The following is a 17691-nucleotide window of genomic DNA, read 5'->3' on the forward strand; positions in this document are numbered from 1 at the left end:
CACCCGAGAGACTCTCTCAGGCTTTCCTCCGGGCGCTTCCCTTCGGTGTTTCCAACCTTACCAGATCCTTTTCCGTTCCGTTTCCGGCCCGGATTCGAAATCCGATCCCCTGTTGGCGGGGTGTCCACTACTTTAGCGGAATTTCCCTCCGGCTCTCAAATCGAGCCGTGAAGCCGGAATCGGTACGCAAAAGCGCAACAGAAACCGGACCCCTTCGGGGATCCCTCGTCAGTAGTGGTTGTGCCGCCCACCGGTGCAGACGCCCACGGCGCTGCCCCCGTCTCCAGCGGCTCGGGCTACGTTAGGTGCTCGGGCGGCCGGAGTCAAGCACCGGCTCCCTGGTCGTCAGACGTCGCTGGTCACGCGGTTCTTGCCGCGGTTGCGGGGGACGTGGGCCCGGTAGGGGCTGACGGTCGGGTCGCCGTCGATCCAGAAGCGCCAGGGGTGGAGGGCGCCCTCGCCGCCGACGCCCGTCCGGGGGCCGTTGCGGATCCGGTCGGTGAGGGCGGGGGTGCCCTGGAGGACGGAGAGGGGGGCCGCGGGGCCGGCGCAGATGTCGGTGCCGTTCAGGGTGCGGTCGACGTCGAGGGCGGTGGCGAGGCGGGCCGGGCCCTGGGCGAGGTCGCGGTCGTTGCGCGACTTCGGGCGGCGGGCGCGGGCCAGGTCGTGGCCGGTGAGGACCTCACCGGCGCGGAGCAGGACACCGCTGGCCGTGCCCTCGGGGCCGCAGACCAGGTTGAGGCTGAACCACATGCCGTAGATGAAGTACACGTACGCGTGGCCCGGCGGGCCGAACATGGACGCGTTGCGCTCCGTCCGTCCCCGGAAGGCGTGCGAGCCGGGGTCCACCTCCCCCGCGTACGCCTCCACCTCGGTGATGCGGAGCTCGATCGGCCCGTCGGGGCTGGTACGGACGAGGGTGCGCCCGAGCAGATCGGGTGCGACCTCCAGTACGGGGCGGTCGAAGAAGGCGCGGGCGAGCGGGGTGCGGTGGTCGGAGGAGGACATGCGGGCCGAGGGTACTGGACCGGACGGGTGTGTGCTGGTTGGAGCGGTGCCGTCCGGCCAGGTCGGGCGGGATGACGGGCCCCCTCCCCCCGGCCCCGGCGGTCATGCCAGCAAGACCGCCATCGGGGTCTCCCGGTCGCGCCAGAACGCGACCGCGTCGCCGAGGATCGTCGATGCCGTCGCCGCCGTGTCCGGGGACGCCTTCCGGAAGGCGTCCCAGTCCTCCGCCAGGAGCAGGAAACCTCGGGGGTCGCCGTCCTTGCGCCACCAGGAAAGGTCCGTGAGGCAGTCGGCGAGGGCGTCCCAGTTGTGGCCGAACCAGCCGGGGAAGCCCAGGTCGGCGGCGCAGCGGTCGAGGAAGGCCGCCTTGCCGTCGACGTCCCGGAGGCCGAGGCGGGCGGCGTGCCAGCCGGCCTCGGCGGCGAGCTTCGCCGCGTGGGAGGGGGACTCGGTGACGGGGAGCCGGTAGGTGCCCGGGGGGAGCGTGCCGTCGAGGAGGCCGGGAACGCCGGGGGCGGGGAGTTCGCCGGTCGTGCCGGTCGTCATGGTTGCACCACCGCTTCGAATGTCTTGTAGTGATCGCCGGTGTAGTAGCGCTCGGAGTGGCTGCCGGTGACGATGCGGCGGGCGCCGCGGTTGCGGGCGTCCGGGGTCGGGACGGTGTACTCGTGGTAGTACCCGCGCTGCTGCTTGGGCAGCCGGTTCTCGTAGTTGCCGAAGACCGTGCCGTCCTTGGGGTACGGGAAGGGGCCTCCCTTCGCGATGAGTTCCAGGGTGCGCCGGGCCTCGGGGGGAAGCCTGTCCGGGGTGACGGTCTTCATGCCCTTGGCCCAGGCGGGCGTCGGGCCGGCGCCCCGGGTGCCGTCGCCGGCGGAGCCGTGGGGCGATGTGGTCGCCTTTCCGGTTTTGCCGTGACTGCCGGAGGAGCAGGCGGGGAGGAGGAACAGGGGCAGGGCGGCGAGGAGGGCCGTCAGGGTGCGCAGGGCACGGCCGGACGGTCGTCGTCCGCATCGTCGTGACATGGGACGGGCCACATGTCGGAACACACGTCGAAGCACGCGCCTTATGGTCGCAGCCCGGACCGTCCCCGCCTCGTTAGGCTGGCGATTTCACGTATCCGCGCGTTTCCGGAGGTGTCACCGTGTCAGACGTGTCGTCCGCGTCCCCTGAGCAGGGCCGTCCGCCGCTCCCCCACGATTTCCTGCCGCCCGTGCCCTCGTTCACCGTGGTGAGCGACGACGTCCGGCCGGGGGCCCGGCTCGCCGAGGCGCAGACGTTCGGCGGCGCCAACCGCTCGCCGCACCTGCGGTGGGAGGGGTACCCGGAGGGGACCAAGAGCTTCGCCGTCACGTGCTTCGATCCTGACGCGCCGACGGGCAGCGGCTTCTGGCACTGGGTGCTGTTCGACATCCCGGCGGACGTCACCGAGCTGCCCGCCGGTGCGGGCGGCGGTGAGATGAAGGGGCTGCCCGCGGGTGCCGTGCACGCCCGGAACGACTACGGAACGCGTGACTTCGGCGGTGCCGCGCCGCCGCCCGGGGACGGTCCGCACCGCTACGTCTTCACCGTGTACGCCGTGGACCAGGAGAAGCTGGGTCCCGACGCGGACACCTCCCCCGCCGCCGTCGGCTTCAACCTGCGCTTCCACACGCTGGCCCGGGCGCAGCTGATCGGTGAGCACGAGACGCCGGCGAACGGCTGATCCGCGCCGTCGTTTCGGCGGCGGCCCCGCTGCCCCGGCGGCCGGAAATTCCGTTGCGCGGTGGCCGTCGCGGCCCGCACAGTGGTGGGGGCCGACGGCTTCGCATGCGGCCGTCGGGCAGTGGGCACCGCAGTGGCGGGGAGGGTGTGAGCGCGTTCCGCGCCGGCCGTCTGCCGGAGTTCCGGGCGTGGGCCCGGAGCGGCCGCGTCCGCTGCCGTACGCTCCGGGCCCGGTCTCGACACGGGGGAAGGGCCCGGAGCGTCCCCGCCTGCCCCCCTTCTCCCTTTCGCCTCAACTCCCTTGCCAGCTGCGGAAATTGCGTTGTCGCGTTCCGGCCGTCCCGGCACAGTTGAGCCATCTCCGCCACCGGGGCGGGGTGACGGCCGGGAGGTGGAACGGAATGCGGGAGACGCTGGTCCTGAACGCGAGCTTCGAGCCGCTGGCGACGGTGTCGCTGCGGCGCGCGGTGGTGCTCGTCCTGCAGGACAAGGCCGTTGTGGAACTGGCCCGCCCCGGCCCGCGCCTCCATTCGTCCGCGGTGGAGCTGCCGGCGCCCCAAGTGATCAGGTTGCGCCGTTACGTACGGGTGCCGTTCCGAAGACGTGCGCCGTGGTCCCGTCGGGGGGTGCTGGTACGTGACCGGCACCGGTGCGCGTACTGCGGCCGGCGGGCCACGACCGTGGACCATGTGCTGCCGCGGTCCCGGGGCGGTGGGGACACCTGGCTGAACACCGTCGCCGCCTGTGCCGAGGACAACCACCGCAAGGCGGACCGGACGCCGGAGCAGGCGGGGATGCGGTTGCTGCGGCGTCCCTTCGAACCCACGCCGTCCGACGCGCTGTTGCTGTCGGTGGGGGCGTACGACGGGGAGCGGCTGCCGGAGTGGCTGGCGGTTCCCGCCGCGTAGGTGCCGAGGGGGCCTTGCCGCGCGGCGAGGCCCCCTCGGCGTCGCCGCCCCTCCTACTTCCGCAGCAGCAGCTGCGCGATGGCGACGACGCCCACCACCACGATGACGCCGCGCAGCATCTGCGGCCGCAGGCGGCGGGCGACGCGGGCGCCCAGTTGGCCACCCAGGGTGGAGCCGGCGGCGATCAGCAGGACGGCCGTCCAGTCGATGTGGGCGACGAAGAGGAAGAAGAGGGCGGCGACGCCGTTGACGACGACGCCGAGGACGTTCTTGAGCGCGTTGACGCGCTGGAGGTCGTCGTCGAGGAGCAGGCCCATCAGGGAGAGGTAGAGGACGCCCTGGGCCGCGCCGAAGTAGCCGCCGTAGGCGCTGGCGAGGAGCAGGCCGAGGAGGAGGGCCACGCCGCCATCGGCGTGCGGCCGGGTGCCGGTGCGTTCGCGGCGGCGGGCGAGGGCGCGGGCGAGGCGGGGCTGGAGGACGACGAGGACCAGCGCCAGGGCGATGAGGGCCGGGACGATCGCGCCGAAGGCCTTGGACGGCAGGGTGAGCAGCAGGGCCGCTCCGGTGAGGCCGCCGGCGAGGGCGACGAGGCCGAAGCGGACGATGCGGCCGCGCTGGTCGCGGAGTTCGCGGCGGTAGCCGACGGCGCCGCTGATGTTGCCGGTGACGAGGCCGAGGGTGTTGGAGACGTTGGCGGTGACCGGCGGCAGCCCGGTGGCGAGGAGCACCGGGAAGGTGAACAGGGTTCCGGAGCCGACGACGGCGTTGATGGTGCCGGCCCCTATGCCGGCCGCGAAGACCGCGAGTGCTTCCCAGATGGACAAGGCCATCTCCTTAGGATCGGTAAGACGCCTCCCCGCCGTCAGAGGTCGGGGGGCCGCACCGATCATGCACGAGAACGGCCGGTAAAGCGATGATCGCGGGAGGCCGTTCCGTGCGGGAAGCGGGGCGCGCGTCGCGTCAGTCGATCGGGGGCTGTTCGCGGCGCGGGCTCTCCTTGGTGCCGGCGGACTTGCCGCCACCGCCGCCGCCCATGGGGCCGAAGTTGCCGACGGCGCCGCTGAGGCCCTTGAGGGCGTCGCCGATCTCGCTGGGCACGATCCAGAGCTTGTTGGCGTCGCCTTCGGCGATCTTCGGGAGCATCTGGAGGTACTGGTAGGAGAGCAGCTTCTCGTCGGGGTCGCCGGCGTGGATGGACTCGAAGACCGTGCGGATGGCCTGGGCCTCGCCCTCGGCGCGGAGCGCGGCGGCCTTGGCCTCGCCCTCGGCGCGGAGGATCGCGGACTGCTTCTCGCCCTCGGCGGTGAGGATCTGGGACTGGCGGATGCCCTCGGCGGTGAGGATGGCGGCGCGCTTGTCCCGGTCGGCGCGCATCTGCTTCTCCATCGAGTCCTGGATGGAGGTGGGCGGTTCGATCGCCTTGAGCTCGACGCGGTTGACGCGGATGCCCCACTTGCCGGTCGCCTCGTCGAGGACGCCGCGCAGCGCCGCGTTGATCTCCTCACGGGAGGTGAGGGTCCGTTCCAGGTCCATGCCGCCGATGATGTTGCGGAGGGTGGTGACGGTGAGCTGCTCGATGGCCTGGATGAAGCTGGACACCTCGTAGGTCGCGGCGCGCGCGTCGGTCACCTGGTAGTAGATGACGGTGTCGATGTTGACGACGAGGTTGTCCTGGGTGATGACCGGCTGCGGCGGGAACGGCACGACCTGTTCGCGGAGGTCGATGCGGTTCCGGATCGAGTCGATGAACGGGACGACGATGTTGAGGCCGGCGTTGAGCGTGCGGGTGTAGCGGCCGAAGCGCTCGACGATGGCGGCGCTGGCCTGTGGGATCACCTGCACCGTCTTCATGAGGGCGATGAAGACGAGCACCACCAGGATGATCAGGACGATGATGATCGCCATGTCGTGGCTCCTCGTGCCTTTCTCGTGGGTCGGCCGGCCGTCGCTCGGACGGGATCCGCGTGTTGGGGGAGTCTGTCAGAACCGGCGGTGCGGCGCAGGCGCCGGACCGGGATCGATCACATCGCCGCTCCCCCTCCACCGCGGACGGCCGCCGGCCGCCGTACGGCCGCTGCCCGTACGGCCGTTGCCCGTACGGCCGTTGCCGGCGCGGCGGCTTCACCGGGCCCACCGGACGGCCGTCTCACATGACCACCGCCGTCGCGCCGTCGATGTCGACGACGTCCACCTGCTCGCCCACCTCGAAGGTCCGCTCGCCGTCGAGGGAGCGGGCCGACCAGATCTCGCCCGCCAGCTTGATGCGTCCGCCCCGGCCGTCCACCCGTTCCAGGACGACGGCCTGGCGCCCTTTCAGGGCTTCCACGCCGGAGGCGTGGGCGGGGCGGCCGGTGCGCTGCCGGTTGGCGATCGGCCGGACCACGGCGATCAGGGCGACGGAGACGACGGCGAAGACGATGAACTGCAGCACCGTGCCGCCCCCCAGGGCGTCGGTGACGGAGGCGGCGACGGCCCCGATCGCCAGCATGCCGAACTCCGGCATCGCGGTGACGACCAGGGGGATACCCAGACCGACGGCGGCCACGAGCCACCACGCCCATGTGTTCACATGGTCATGGTAGGCGCGCGGACGGGGTCACCGACAGGGCTCCTCGGTCCCCCGGGAGGGGGACCGGCGCGCCGGCGGCGGTCAGGAGAGCGGCAGGCCGTGGGCGGTCCAGCGGTCGCCGCGGCTCTCGACGACCAGCGGGAGGCCGAAGCACTTCGACAGGTTGCGCGAGGTGAGTTCGAGCTCGATGGGGCCGGCGGCGAGCACCTTGCCCTGACGGAGCATCAGGACGTGGGTGAAGCCGGGGGCGATCTCCTCGACGTGGTGGGTGACCATGATCATGGAGGGCGCGAGCGGGTCGCGGGCGAGCCGGCCGAGGCGGCGCACCAGGTCCTCGCGGCCGCCGAGGTCGAGGCCCGCGGCGGGCTCGTCCAGCATCAGCAGCTCGGGGTCGATCATCATCGCGCGGGCGATGAGGGTGCGCTTGCGCTCGCCCTCGGAGAGGGTGCCGAACTTGCGGTCCAGGTACTCGGTCATGCCGAGCACGTCGAGGAAGGCGCGGGCGCGCTGCTCGTCGACGGACTCGTAGTCCTCGTGCCAGGTGGCCGTCATGCCGTAGGCGGCGGTGAGCACCGTCTGCAGGACGGTCTGGCTGCGCGGCAGCTTGTCGGCCAGGCCGATGCCGGCGATGCCGATGCGCGGGCGCAGTTCGAAGACGTCCACGGCGCCGAGCTTCTCGCCGAGGATGCGGGCGGTGCCCTTGGTCGGGAACAGGTAGCTGGAGGCGACATTCAGGAGGGTGGTCTTGCCCGCGCCGTTGGGGCCGAGGATGACCCAGCGCTCCCCCTCCTTGACCGACCAGGAGACCTGGTCCACCAGAGCCCGGCCCTCGCGGACCACGGATACGTCCACCAGTTCCAGCACATCGCTCATGAGCGCGTTGTCTCCCATTGCAGTTCGTCGTCGCTGGCGCCTGTCGGCGCAGCCCCCAGGGAAAACCTACGCCACCGGCCGTCATCGCCGGTCCCTAGGCTGGGGCCCATGCTCGACGAACATCGATCGGGGCGGTTCACCGCCTGGGGAAATGCCCTTCTTGCCGGTTATGCCGCACCTGATGACGCTGCGCACCACATCACGGGGAGTGACGCGATCCACCGGGTGACCGGTCTGCCGGGCGAGTCCGGCCCGGTGGGGCTGACGCTCGCGCTGGGCCGGCTGCGCGCGCTGGGGGCCACGGGGCTGCGGCTGGCGCTGCCGGTGCCGGGGCATCCGCTGGGGCTGAGCGGGCCGCCGGAGTTCAACGCGCTGGCCCTGGAGGCGGAGGAGGCCGTCCTGGCCCCGGAGGCCGGGGTGGGGCTGGTGCCCGAGGTGCGGGCGGCGGGGTCCGGGCCGGACGCCGCCGATCTGCACGTGGAGGTCGTCTGGCGCTGTTCGCCGGTACGGGACGCGCCGCCCGCCGACGTGCCGTCGCTGGGCGAGGCGGAGCGGGAGCTGGCCGAGGCGCTGCGCGAGGCGACCGAGGTGCTGACACGGCTCGACGTGGCGGGATCGGGCCCGGTGGCCCGGGCCGCGCTGGAGGCCTACCGGGCGCGGGCCGAACGGGACCGCGCGATCCTGGCTCCCGGGTATCCGCAGCGCGCGGCCCGGGTGCTGGAGCTCGCGCAGCGGGTGGCCGCGCTGGTCGCCCTGGCGCACGGGACGGGCGACGCCGGGAGCCATGAGCACGGCGGCGCGATGAGCGCGTCGGGGATCGCGGCCCGGGCGGCGGCGCTGCGGCCGGTGGAGCGGACGGCGCGGCGGGCCCTGGTGGCGGCGTACAACGCGCCGGTGGAGCGGCGGGAGCGCGACCGGCCGTAGCCGGGACGGGACCGGCCGCGGCCCGGAGGGGACCGGCCGTAGCCCGGACAGGGGGAGGCCCCGCGAGCCGTACGGTTCGCGGGGCCTTCCGGAGCGTCACTTGACGACGCAGACGTTCCCGAACGTCGGGTTCAGGAGCCCGAGCAGGATGTCGATCGTGTTGCCGCAGGCGTTGATCGGGACGTCCAGGGGGATCTGGATGACGTTGCCCGAGATGACGCCGGGTGAGCCCTTGGCGATGCCGTGGGCGGTGGCGCCGTCGCCGTCGTGCGCGGCTGCGGTGCCGACAGAAGCGCCGACGGATACGCCTGCCGCGGCCAGAACGAGGGCGGCCTTTTTGGCACTGTTCATGGGTGGCTTCCTTTGCTGGTGACCTCGCGGCCCCGGTGACGGAGTCGCGCCCTGATGAACGTCACCACCCCGCCGACGGCACGCCGATCGTGGAGTTTGCCCTCATTCGGACGATTGATCACCCTTCGCGGCCGGTCCCGCCGCGGCGGGACCGGCCGTCCGGAAGCGCCGGGAACGGCGCCGTCCGTCACCCGTTGGCTACTCGTTGACGCAGACGTTGCCGTGGGTGGGGTTCATCGAGCCCAGCACGCTGACGGTGTCGTTGCAGAGGTTCACCGGAATCGTGACCGGCACCTGGACGACGTTGCCGGAGAGCACGCCGGGGTTGTTCTTCGCGATGGCCGCGGCGGCCGGGGATCCCCCGTGGGCCGACGCGACGCCGGCACCGGCGAGGGCGAGACCGCCGACCGCGATCGTGACGGCAGCGGCCTTCTTCATGTTCTTCACTCTTCGTCTGACCTTCCTGGAACGCTGCCACGGCCAGCCGCCGTGGCTACGTCATGGAGAACGGCCCACCGCCGACCGGGTTTCTGGGGTCTCCCGACAATCACACGACCGCATGAATCGATGGCCGGAATGAGACGTTCCGGTGGACGGCGCAGCTCCCGGGACGGGCCGGTCGGTCAGGACAGGACCGTCAGTCGCCGATGCCGTGCCGGACCGCCCACAGGGCCGCCTGGGTGCGGTCGGCGAGGTCGAGCTTCATCAGGATGTTGGAGACGTGCGTCTTGACCGTCTTCTCCGACAGCACCAGCGCCCGCGCGATCTCCCGGTTGGACCGGCCGTCGGCGATCAGGGCGAGGACCTCACGCTCCCGCTCGGTCAGCGCGTTGCCCCGGCCCTGGGTGCCGCCCGTGTCGTCCTGCGCCAGCAGCGCTCCCGCCACCTCCGACTGGAGGAGGACGTGCCCGGCGTGCACGGACCGGATGGCGCCGGCGAGCGCGTCGGGGTCGACGTCCTTGTACACGTAGCCGGCCGCACCGGCCTTCAGGGCCGGGATCACCGTGCGCTGCTCGGTGAAGCTGGTGACGACCAGCACCCGGGCCGGGCTCTCCAGGGCGCGCAGCCTGCGCAGCGCCTCGATGCCGTCCGTGCCGGGCATCTTCACGTCCATGAGGATCACGTCCGGGTTCAGCTCCTCGGCACGCGCCACGCCCTCGGCGCCGTCACCGGCCTCCCCGACGACCTCGATGTCGTCCTGGATCTCCAGGAAGGTGCGCAGCCCCTTGCGGACCACCTGGTGGTCGTCGACCAGCAGCACCCGGATCGTCCGGCCGCTCGCGGTCCCCTGTTTCCCCTGCCTGGTCTCTTCAGCCACCGGGCACCTCCATCTCGATCGCGGTGCCCTCGCCGGGCTCCGAGTCCACGTTCAGCCTGCCGCCGACCCCGTTGGCCCGGTCGCGCATGGAGACCAGACCGAGGTGCCGGCCGGCCCGCCGGACGGCGGAGGGGTCGAATCCGCTTCCGTCGTCGGCCACCCGCAGCACGGCGCCCTGCCCGCGGCGGGCGAGGGTGACGTCGACGTGCTCGGCCCCGGAGTGGCGCAGCGCGTTGTGCAGCGCCTCCTGGGCGACCCGCAGCAGCGCCTCCTCCTGGGCGGCCGGCAGGGCCCGCATCCCGTGGGAGGCGAAGGAGACGTGCGCGGCGTGCGCCCGGTCGAGCACCTTGACCTGGGTGCGCAGGGTGGCGACGAGCCCGTCCTCGTCCAGCCCGGCCGGGCGCAGCTCGACGACGGCGGCGCGCAGCTCGTCGGTGGCCTCGGCGGCAAGTCGGGCGACCTGCTGGAGCTCGTCCTTGGCGCGGACCGGGTCGCGGTCCACCAGGGCGGTGGCGGCCTGGGCGGTGAGACGCAGGGAGAACAGCTTCTGCGCCACCGCGTCGTGCAGTTCGTGGGCGAGGCGGGCGCGCTCGCCGGCGATGGTCAGCTCGCGGCTGCGCTCGTAGAGCCGGGCGTTGGTCAGGGCGATGGCGGCGTGCTGGGCGAGGACGGAGAGGAGCTCCTCGTCCTCTTCGGTGAAGGCGCAGCCGCCCGGGGGGCACTTCCGCGTCCCCTCCTCATCGGCCTTGTCGGCCTTGTTGGCGAGGAAGAGGACGCCGAGGTTCTCGTCGCCGTCGGCGATCGGCATGCCGATGAAGTCGGACATGTCGGGGTGGGCGTCGGGCCAGCCGCCGAAGCGCGGGTCCTCGCGGACGTCGGGCAGCCGCTGCGGGGTCTTCTCCTGGAGCATCGCGGCGAGGATGCCGTGCTGCCGGGGCAGCGGACCGATGGCCTTCCACTCCTCCTCGCTGATGCCGTCGACGACGAACTGGGCGAAGCCGCCGTGGTCGTCCGGCACCCCGAGGGCGGCGTACCGGGCACCGAGCAGCTCGCGGGCGGAGACGACGATGGTCTTGAGGACGTCGCGGACTTCCAGGTGTCTGCTCATCGCGAGGATCGCGGTGCTCACGGCGGGCAGGCCGGAGCGGGGGCCTTGGCTCATGCGGCCCACCGTAACCGGCGGTGATCCGCCGGGGGATCGGGCCGCCGGTGGCCGACGGGTGGGCCCCGGGGCCTAGGCCGGAGGGCCCTGTCCCCGCCAGACTCGGTCCATGTCGACCTCTGTGCAGTGGACACCCACCCATGGCGAGCCCTACCGGCCGGTCCCCTACCGGCCCGCGCGGATGCCCGCCGAGGAGTCGCTCGCGCGCGCCGCGGAGCTACGGGAGCGAATGGCGGACCGCAGGACCGTGCGCCGGTTCTCGGCCGATCCGGTGCCGGAGCGCGTGGTCCGGGACGCCATCGCGTGCGCGGCCACGGCGCCGTCCGGGGCACACCAGCAGCCGTGGACGTTCGTCCTGGTCAAGGATCCGGAGGTACGGGCGCGGATCCGGGCGGCGGCCGAGGAGGAGGAGCGCGTCTCGTACGCCGGGCGGCTCGGCGAGGAGTGGCTGGCGGCGCTGCGGCCGCTGGGCACGGACGAGGTGAAGCCGCACCTGACGGACGCGCCGGCGCTGGTCGTGGTCTTCCAGCAGAGGTACTGGCTGGGGCCGGACGGGGAGCGGCGCAAGCACTACTACGTGGACGAGTCGGTGGGCATCGCGGTCGGGATGCTGCTGTCGGCGCTGCACCTGTCGGGGCTGGCGGCGCTGGTGCACACCCCGAGTCCGATGCGGTTCCTGGGGGAGGTGCTGGGGCGGCCGGTGAACGAGAAGGCGTTCGCGGTGATCCCCGTGGGGTATCCGGCGGACGACTGCCAGGTGCCAGACCTCGTGCGGAAGAGCCTGGACCAGGTGCTGGTGGAGGTCTGACCGATCGGCCGGGAACCCCGCCGGACGGGCGCCTGAAAACCTCGTACACACCGTGCGGATACGGTCACACCGCGTGTGAGGGAGCGCTGCTCGGTGTGACGCCGCGCATAGGACGCACATCACCTACGACAACCGGTAGTGGAGACGTAAAACCGCCGTAAAAGGGGGGCTGAGCGGGCGCGGGACCCTTTCCGGCGACCCGTGCCGATAGCACCGACAACGAAGTCGGATAGTACGTCACACCTTTGCCAGCGCATTTTGCGGCCGCTAACAATTGCCCCGTCGCAGGGCGCCGTAGATCGAGAAACGGCGCTTCATCCGCGCCGATCCGGGCCACTGCGATTCACGCGATTGGAAGAGGTTCAGCACAGTCATGCGCTCCACCGTCTCCGGCTATAGCCGTCTCACCAAGGTTCACAAGTTCTCCGCCGCGGGCATCGCCGCGGCCGGCGTGGCGGCGGTGGCGCTCGCCGTCGTCCCGAGCGGCTCCACCGAGGGTGAGCAGCAGGCCGCGATCGGCGTGAAGCCCGTCGCGTGGAACGCCAAGGCGTTCGGCGCCGACGCCCAGCGCGACGAGCTGGTGAAGCAGTCCGACACCGCCGCGGGCCAGGCCCGCGCGGAGGCGGAGGCCAAGAAGAAGGCCGCCGCCGAGGCGAAGGCCAAGGCGGAGAAGGAGCGCGCCGAGAAGGAGGCCGCGAGCCGGTCCGCCGCGCGCCAGCCGGTCAAGGCCGCGCCCGCCGCGCCGGCCAAGGCCGCCGCTCCGGCCCCGAAGGCCTACGCGAACAACCTCGACGGCTGGATCCGCGAGGCCCTGGACATCATGAAGGCCAAGGGCATCCCGGGCACCTACGACGGCATCTACCGCAACATCATGCGGGAGTCGACGGGCAACCCGCAGGCCATCAACAACTGGGACTCGAACGCTGCCGCGGGCATCCCCTCCAAGGGTCTGCTCCAGGTGATCGACCCGACCTTCAAGGCGTACCACGTCGACGGCACCTCCTGGGACATCTACGACCCGGTCGCCAACATCACCGCCGCCTGCAAGTACGCGGCCGCGGTCTACGGCTCCATGGACAACGTCAACTCGGCCTACTGAGCCGGTCGCTGACGCCATAGACAGAAGGGCGGTGACATCCGGGATTCCGGATGCCACCGCCCTTTTTGCCGTCACAATTCGCGACGGCCTTTCCTGTTTTCTCCCGGCCTTTTCCCAGGCCGTCTTCGCGTTACTTCCGCATGACCTCGGGCTCGTGCCGGCGCAGCAGCCGGGCGACCGCGAAGCCGCAGGCGGCGCCGAGCGCGAGGAGGACGAACAGGTCGATGCCCCACTGACTGACCGTGTGCGCCCAGAGCGGGTCGAGGTTGTTCGGGTTGTTCTTGTCGAAGGGCGCCATGAGGTGGGAGAGGTCCAGGGTGGCGCCTGCGGCGCCGATGGCCCAGCGGGAGGGCATCAGCCAGGCGACCTGCTCGACGCCCGGGGCGTCGTAGACCTTGAACATGATGCCGGTGAAGACGACCTGGACGATCGCGAACATCACCAGCAGCGGCATGGTCTTCTCCGCGGTCTTCACCAGGGAGGAGATCACCAGGCCGATCATCATGGACGTGAAGCCCAGCGCGATGATGACCAGGCAGAGCTCGGCCGCCGGGAGCGCCTTGAGGATCAGGCCCTCGGCGGGCAGCTTCCGGACGGAGAAGCCGATGGCGCAGATGATCACACCCTGCAGCGCGGTGATCGCGCCCAGCACGATGACCTTGGACATCAGGTAGGCGGACCGGGAGAGGCCGACCGCCCGTTCCCGTTCGTAGATCACCCGTTCCTTGATGAGCTCACGGACGGAGTTGGCGGCCCCGGAGAAGCACATGCCGACCGCGAGGATCAGCATGATCGTGCCGGCGTCCTGGTTGTGGCCCTTGGGGGGCGCCGAGAGCCCGAAGTCGGACGGGATCACACAGCTCACGCCACCGAGGACGGCGGGCAGGATGAGCATCAGGCCCATGAACCCGCGGTCGGAGGCGATGACCGAGACGTAGCGGCGCATCAGCGTCCAGAGCTGGGAGCCCCAGCTCTGGGCCTTGTGCGGCCGGACCATCTGCGGCTGGACGTGCACCGACTGCGGGGCGACGGCGTCGATGTCCGCGGCGTACATCTGGTAGTGCTGTGAGCCCTTCCAGCGGCCCGCCCAGTCGTAGTCGCGGTAGTTCTCGAACGCCGAGAAGACGTCCGCCCAGGTCTCGTAGCCGAAGAAGTTGAGCGCCTCCTCCGGCGGGCCGAAGTAGGCGACGGAGCCGCCGGGTGCCATGACCAGCAGCTTGTCGCAGAGGGCCAGCTCGGCGACGGAGTGGGTGACGACCAGGACCGTACGGCCGTCGTCGGCGAGGCCGCGCAGCAGCTGCATCACGTCGCGGTCCATGCCCGGGTCGAGGCCCGAGGTGGGCTCGTCCAGGAAGATCAGCGACGGCTTGGTGAGGAGCTCCAGCGCGACGGAGACGCGCTTGCGCTGGCCGCCGGAGAGGGAGGTGACCTTCTTGTCCTTGTGGACGTCGAGCTTGAGCTCGCGGAGCACCTCGTCGATGCGGGCCTCGCGCTCGGCGGGCGCGGTGTCGCCGGGGAAGCGGAGCTTGGCGGCGTAGCGGAGCGCCTTCCGGACGGTGAGCTCCTTGTGCAGGATGTCGTCCTGCGGGACCAGACCGATGCGCTGCCGGAGCTCGGCGAACTGCTTGTACAGGTTCCGGTTGTCGTAGAGGACGTCGCCCTGGTTGGCGGGCCGGTAGCCGGTCAGCGCCTTGAGCAGGGTGGACTTGCCGGACCCGGACGGGCCGATGACGGCGATCAGCGACTTCTCGGGGACGCCGAAGGAGACGTCCTTGAGGATCTGCTTGCCGCCGTCCACGGTGACCGTCAGATGGCGGGCCGAGAAGGAGACGTCGCCGGTGTCGACGAACTCCTCCAGTCGGTCGCCGACGAGCCGGAAGGTGGAGTGGCCGACGCCGACGATGTCCTGGGGACCGAGGACCTGCTGGCGGACCGGCTGGCCGTTGACGTAGGTGCCGTTGTGGCTGCCCAGGTCGACGATCTCGAAGCGGCCGTCGGGGGTGGCCCGGAACTCGGCGTGGTACCGGGAGACCTGGAGGTCGGCGACGACCAGCTCGTTCTCCAGGGCACGACCGATGCGCATCACCCGGCCCTGGGCCAGCTGGTGGAACGTGGTCGGGCTGCGGTCGCCGTAGACGGGCGGGGCGCCGGACCCCGCGCCCTGGGGCGGCCGGCCCTGCTCCGGCGAGGACGCCTGGTGCGGGATGTGCGGCTGCGCCTGCTGCGGCTGCTGGGCGTGCGGAGCTTGCTGGGCCTGCTGCGGGTGCTGCCCTTGCTGCGCCTGCTGCCAGGGCGCCTGGGCGGCGGCCTGCGGCTGCTGCCAGCCACCGTGGGGCTGCTGGTACTGCGGGTGCTGCTGGTACTGCTGCGGTCCGCCGTGCGGGGGCTGCTGCCACATGCCGGGGGCCTGCTGCTGCGGCGCCGCGTGGCCGGGCTGGGCCGCCAGCGCGGTCTGCGCGCTGTACAGGTCGCCGGCGGGCGGCGCGGCGGCACCGGCGGAACCGGCGGCGCTCAGCCGCGGACCGTCGGTCGCGTTGCCCAGGTGGACGACCGAGCCGGGGCCGATCTCCACCTGGTGGACCCGCTGCCCCTGCGCGTAGGTGCCGTTGGTGCTGCCCTGGTCCTCGAGCACCCAACTGCGGCCGTCCCAGCGGACGATGGCGTGGCGCCACGAGACCCTGGCGTCCTCCAGCACCATGTCGCCCTGCGGATCGCGTCCGAGGGTGTAGGACCGGGACGGATCGAGCGTCCAGGTCTGTCCATTCAATTCCAGTACGAGTTCAGGCACTCCATGCCCCACTACTTGTCCCCCGATGTACCCCCTGCACAGGGAGTCTAGGGATGGCGAACATCGGGAGGAACTATTTCAGGCGCAGTCCCCCGATCGAAAGTCGGGGATTGGCGCCCCCCGCTTTCCGAGCGCCGTTGACGGGCCGGAAACACCACCGGAGAGTGGTAATCACCCACGGCCGCGCGGGAGTCACTCACCCCCGGGGCCGGGGGCCGGGGCGGGGGCGGAGCGGGGGGCCGTGATGACCATCACCAGCGGACGGCGCCCGGCGCGGGGCGTCCACATGATCATCTTCGCGGTGGCGGGGGTGGGCTGGGCGTTCCTCGCCATGGCGGGGGTGGCGGCACTGGGGCTGCACCTCCTCGGCGCGGACGCGGCCGGGGAGCTGGGGCCGATGACGGCCGCGGTGACCGTCCTCGCGGTCGGCGGGACCGTCGAGCCGTCGGGGTCGCTGGAGGCGTTCGGGATCCGGGGTGCCGCCGCGCACACCGCCATCGAGCTGACGCCGTTGGGCGTGAGCCTGGTGGGGGCGCTGGTGCTCGGCTGGTCGTTCGCCCGGTCGCTGCGGGCGGCGGGGCCGGTGGTCGGCGGCCGTGAACTCGCCTTGCGCGCCGGGGTGGTGGCCTCGGTGTTCCTGCTGCTGCTCGGAGGCCTGGCCTGGGCCGGCTCGTCCACCTTCACCTTCCAGGGCAAAGGACTCGGCCTCGGCGACGCGGCGCGGAGCGGCCCGAAACTTCCGAAACTGGAGATTCCCGGTGTCGGCGACATCGGGGACATCGGCGGGGGGCTCGCCCAGGGGCTGGCCGACCTCGCCCGGGCCAAGGCGGATGTCGGCTTCTCGGTACGGACCGGGCCCTCGCTGCTGGGCGGCGCGTTCTGGGTGGCGGCCGTGCTGCTGATCGCCGTGCTCGCCGCGCGCCGGGCCCCGCTGCCGCGCGGTGCCGGCACCCTCCACCGGACGGTACGGCCGGCGGCCTCGGCGCTGTGCGGCGTCCTCGTCCTGGCCGTCGCCGCCGGGTGGGCCGCGGCGCTGGTCGCCGCGGCCGGCGACGACCATCCCCGGCGGGTGGCCGGCGGCGCGCTGCTCGGGGCGCCGAACGGGGTGTGGCTCGGGCTGCCGCTCGGCCTCTTCGTCCCCTGGCACGGCCGGGCCGCGGGAACGCTGACGGAGGTGCTCCCCTCCCCGCTCGACGACCTGCTGGCCGGGGGCACCGACCGGCCGGTCACGGTGGGCCGGCTGGCGGAGTACGACGGACGGGTGTGGCTGCTGACGGTCGCGTGCGCGGTGGCCCTGCTGCTGGCCGGGGTGCTCACGGCGGTCCGTACGCCCCGGGGGGCGCGGAGCGCGGTGGCGTACGCGGGGCGGTGCGGCCTCGCGCTGGGCGTGGTGACGGCCGCGGCGCTGCCGCTGCTCGTCCTCGGGACGCGGGTGAAGGCGGACGCCGGGCTGTCGGTGCTGGGCGTCGACGCGGTCGGCGCCGGGCTCGACCTGCGGGGGAACGGGCTCCTCGCGGTGGCCCTCGGGGCGGCGTGGGGTCTGGCGGCCGGGACGGTGGGCGGGCTGCTCGCGTGCGCCACGGGGGCGGCGGGACGGGGGGCCGTGGCGTACGCGCGGGAAGGACGAGAAGGACGAGAACGACGAGGCGGACGAGAAGAAGGGGACGGGTGGGGGCCTGGAGGGGCGGTACCGGGATCGGCGGGGCAGCCGGGCGCGGGATACGGCGGCCCGGGGCACGGCAGCTCAGGGTATGGGCACCCGGCCGGTGGGGCGGCGGGCGAAGGCGCGGGGCGCTCGGCCGGTGGAGCAGCCGGCGGAGGCGCGGGCGGTTCGGCCGGTGGGGGCGGGGAGGACGAGCCCGGGCCGCACCGGCCGTCGCCCGGCTACCGTCCGGCACGGGACGACACCAACCCCTATCTGCGCCCAGGACCCGGGCCTCGCCCGGACACTCCCCCGGGCCCCCGGGTCGACCCCTCGGCCACCACCTCGCCCGGCCCCGCGGCCGGCCCCTCCTCCGGTGCGCGGCGCGATCCCCGGCCCGGGCCGCCGCAGGAGCGTTCCCGCCGTCCGTACGGGAGCCCGCCCCCGCCACCGCCGCCTCCGCCGCCCGCACCCCGGGGGTGGCCGGGACCGGACGGCCGGCCGCCGCGCGGGTAGCGGTCCGGTGAACAGTCGTCCCGC

18 protein-coding genes are annotated in these 17691 nt (G+C 72.6%); 6 read left to right on the forward strand and 12 right to left on the reverse strand.

From position 1 onward, the window contains the following. Positions 1–345 precede the first annotated feature (345 nt). The 3 genes from ACH4PU_RS20265 to ACH4PU_RS20275 form a co-directional block, all read right to left on the reverse strand. Positions 346–1008: a DNA-3-methyladenine glycosylase gene (locus tag ACH4PU_RS20265; protein WP_398273524.1), complete on the reverse strand. Its 663-nt coding sequence runs from the start codon at positions 1006–1008 to the stop codon at positions 346–348. Positions 1009–1110: 102 nt separating this feature from the next. Next, on the reverse strand, positions 1111–1554 hold the full coding sequence (locus ACH4PU_RS20270) for a barstar family protein (protein WP_398273526.1): 444 nt from the start codon (positions 1552–1554) through the stop codon (positions 1111–1113). Continuing rightward, positions 1551–2030 carry a ribonuclease domain-containing protein gene (locus ACH4PU_RS20275; protein ID WP_398273528.1) on the reverse strand — a complete coding sequence of 160 codons (480 nt, stop codon included), beginning with the start codon at positions 2028–2030 and terminating at the stop codon, positions 1551–1553. Before ACH4PU_RS20275 ends, ACH4PU_RS20270 begins: the two co-directional genes overlap by 4 nt. A gap of 119 nt (positions 2031–2149) precedes the next feature. Between ACH4PU_RS20275 and ACH4PU_RS20280 the strand changes: the two genes are divergently transcribed. Then, on the forward strand, positions 2150–2710 hold the full coding sequence (locus ACH4PU_RS20280; RefSeq protein ID WP_398273531.1) for a YbhB/YbcL family Raf kinase inhibitor-like protein: 561 nt from the start codon (positions 2150–2152) through the stop codon (positions 2708–2710). A 400-nt stretch (positions 2711–3110) separates the two neighbouring features. Continuing rightward, positions 3111–3617: an HNH endonuclease gene (locus tag ACH4PU_RS20285; RefSeq protein WP_398273534.1), complete on the forward strand. Its 507-nt coding sequence runs from the start codon at positions 3111–3113 to the stop codon at positions 3615–3617. Positions 3618–3670: 53 nt separating this feature from the next. Here the strand turns inward: ACH4PU_RS20285 and ACH4PU_RS20290 are convergent, their stop codons facing one another. The 4 genes from ACH4PU_RS20290 to ACH4PU_RS20305 all read right to left on the reverse strand — a co-directional run bounded on the left by ACH4PU_RS20290 (position 3671) and on the right by ACH4PU_RS20305 (position 7077). Further along, positions 3671–4447 carry a sulfite exporter TauE/SafE family protein gene (locus ACH4PU_RS20290; protein ID WP_398273537.1) on the reverse strand — a complete coding sequence of 259 codons (777 nt, stop codon included), beginning with the start codon at positions 4445–4447 and terminating at the stop codon, positions 3671–3673. A gap of 130 nt (positions 4448–4577) precedes the next feature. Further along, positions 4578–5522: an SPFH domain-containing protein gene (locus ACH4PU_RS20295; protein ID WP_185945790.1), complete on the reverse strand. Its 945-nt coding sequence runs from the start codon at positions 5520–5522 to the stop codon at positions 4578–4580. A 241-nt stretch (positions 5523–5763) separates the two neighbouring features. Beyond that, complete coding sequence (locus ACH4PU_RS20300) at positions 5764–6186, reverse strand: NfeD family protein (protein ID WP_398273541.1); 423 nt, start codon at positions 6184–6186, stop codon at positions 5764–5766. Positions 6187–6267: 81 nt separating this feature from the next. Beyond that, positions 6268–7077 carry an ABC transporter ATP-binding protein gene (locus ACH4PU_RS20305; protein WP_040892738.1) on the reverse strand — a complete coding sequence of 270 codons (810 nt, stop codon included), beginning with the start codon at positions 7075–7077 and terminating at the stop codon, positions 6268–6270. A 90-nt stretch (positions 7078–7167) separates the two neighbouring features. Between ACH4PU_RS20305 and ACH4PU_RS20310 the strand changes: the two genes are divergently transcribed. Then, on the forward strand, positions 7168–7983 hold the full coding sequence (locus ACH4PU_RS20310; RefSeq protein WP_398273545.1) for a hypothetical protein: 816 nt from the start codon (positions 7168–7170) through the stop codon (positions 7981–7983). Between the two features lie 96 nt (positions 7984–8079). Here the strand turns inward: ACH4PU_RS20310 and ACH4PU_RS20315 are convergent, their stop codons facing one another. The 4 genes from ACH4PU_RS20315 to ACH4PU_RS20330 all read right to left on the reverse strand — a co-directional run bounded on the left by ACH4PU_RS20315 (position 8080) and on the right by ACH4PU_RS20330 (position 10814). Then, a complete protein-coding gene (locus ACH4PU_RS20315; RefSeq protein ID WP_398273548.1) occupies positions 8080–8334 on the reverse strand; it encodes a chaplin in 255 nt (84 codons plus the stop codon). Positions 8335–8532: 198 nt separating this feature from the next. Then, positions 8533–8772: a chaplin gene (locus ACH4PU_RS20320; protein ID WP_398273551.1), complete on the reverse strand. Its 240-nt coding sequence runs from the start codon at positions 8770–8772 to the stop codon at positions 8533–8535. Positions 8773–8971: 199 nt separating this feature from the next. Beyond that, complete coding sequence (locus ACH4PU_RS20325) at positions 8972–9652, reverse strand: response regulator (protein WP_398273554.1); 681 nt, start codon at positions 9650–9652, stop codon at positions 8972–8974. Further along, positions 9645–10814, reverse strand: coding sequence for a GAF domain-containing sensor histidine kinase (locus tag ACH4PU_RS20330; protein ID WP_398273557.1), 1170 nt, complete (start codon positions 10812–10814; stop codon positions 9645–9647). Before ACH4PU_RS20330 ends, ACH4PU_RS20325 begins: the two co-directional genes overlap by 8 nt. A 109-nt stretch (positions 10815–10923) precedes the next feature. Between ACH4PU_RS20330 and ACH4PU_RS20335 the strand changes: the two genes are divergently transcribed. After that, positions 10924–11622, forward strand: coding sequence for a nitroreductase family protein (locus ACH4PU_RS20335; protein WP_398273560.1), 699 nt, complete (start codon positions 10924–10926; stop codon positions 11620–11622). A 373-nt stretch (positions 11623–11995) separates the two neighbouring features. Continuing rightward, a complete protein-coding gene (locus ACH4PU_RS20340; RefSeq protein WP_398273563.1) occupies positions 11996–12721 on the forward strand; it encodes a transglycosylase SLT domain-containing protein in 726 nt (241 codons plus the stop codon). A gap of 130 nt (positions 12722–12851) precedes the next feature. Here ACH4PU_RS20340 and ACH4PU_RS20345 read toward each other — a convergent pair whose 3' ends face one another. Continuing rightward, positions 12852–15521: an FHA domain-containing protein gene (locus tag ACH4PU_RS20345; protein ID WP_398273566.1), complete on the reverse strand. Its 2670-nt coding sequence runs from the start codon at positions 15519–15521 to the stop codon at positions 12852–12854. 232 nt (positions 15522–15753) lie between these two features. Here ACH4PU_RS20345 and ACH4PU_RS20350 point away from each other — a divergent pair, with 232 nt between their 5' ends. Beyond that, positions 15754–17667 (forward strand): streptophobe family protein, encoded by a 1914-nt coding sequence (locus ACH4PU_RS20350; protein ID WP_398273569.1) that lies wholly within the window; start codon positions 15754–15756, stop codon positions 17665–17667. Positions 17668–17691 lie beyond the last annotated feature (24 nt).

The organism is Streptomyces sp. NPDC021100 (assembly GCF_044333095.1).
GTDB lineage: Bacteria > Actinomycetota > Actinomycetes > Streptomycetales > Streptomycetaceae > Streptomyces.

What these genes read in the sequence shown, in the direction of transcription:
- ACH4PU_RS20265 (WP_398273524.1), bottom strand. Translation starts at nt 1,008, where the DNA reads ATGTCCTCCTCCGACCACCGCACCCCGCTCGCCCGCGCCTTCTTCGAC.
- ACH4PU_RS20270 (WP_398273526.1), bottom strand. Translation starts at nt 1,554, where the DNA reads ATGACGACCGGCACGACCGGCGAACTCCCCGCCCCCGGCGTTCCCGGC.
- ACH4PU_RS20275 (WP_398273528.1), bottom strand. Translation starts at nt 2,030, where the DNA reads ATGTCACGACGATGCGGACGACGACCGTCCGGCCGTGCCCTGCGCACC.
- ACH4PU_RS20285 (WP_398273534.1), top strand. Translation starts at nt 3,111, where the DNA reads ATGCGGGAGACGCTGGTCCTGAACGCGAGCTTCGAGCCGCTGGCGACG.
- ACH4PU_RS20290 (WP_398273537.1), bottom strand. Translation starts at nt 4,447, where the DNA reads ATGGCCTTGTCCATCTGGGAAGCACTCGCGGTCTTCGCGGCCGGCATA.
- ACH4PU_RS20295 (WP_185945790.1), bottom strand. Translation starts at nt 5,522, where the DNA reads ATGGCGATCATCATCGTCCTGATCATCCTGGTGGTGCTCGTCTTCATC.
- ACH4PU_RS20305 (WP_040892738.1), bottom strand. Translation starts at nt 7,077, where the DNA reads ATGGGAGACAACGCGCTCATGAGCGATGTGCTGGAACTGGTGGACGTA.
- ACH4PU_RS20310 (WP_398273545.1), top strand. Translation starts at nt 7,168, where the DNA reads ATGCTCGACGAACATCGATCGGGGCGGTTCACCGCCTGGGGAAATGCC.
- ACH4PU_RS20315 (WP_398273548.1), bottom strand. Translation starts at nt 8,334, where the DNA reads ATGAACAGTGCCAAAAAGGCCGCCCTCGTTCTGGCCGCGGCAGGCGTA.
- ACH4PU_RS20320 (WP_398273551.1), bottom strand. Translation starts at nt 8,772, where the DNA reads ATGAAGAAGGCCGCTGCCGTCACGATCGCGGTCGGCGGTCTCGCCCTC.
- ACH4PU_RS20330 (WP_398273557.1), bottom strand. Translation starts at nt 10,814, where the DNA reads ATGAGCCAAGGCCCCCGCTCCGGCCTGCCCGCCGTGAGCACCGCGATC.
- ACH4PU_RS20335 (WP_398273560.1), top strand. Translation starts at nt 10,924, where the DNA reads ATGTCGACCTCTGTGCAGTGGACACCCACCCATGGCGAGCCCTACCGG.
- ACH4PU_RS20340 (WP_398273563.1), top strand. Translation starts at nt 11,996, where the DNA reads ATGCGCTCCACCGTCTCCGGCTATAGCCGTCTCACCAAGGTTCACAAG.
- ACH4PU_RS20350 (WP_398273569.1), top strand. Translation starts at nt 15,754, where the DNA reads ATGACCATCACCAGCGGACGGCGCCCGGCGCGGGGCGTCCACATGATC.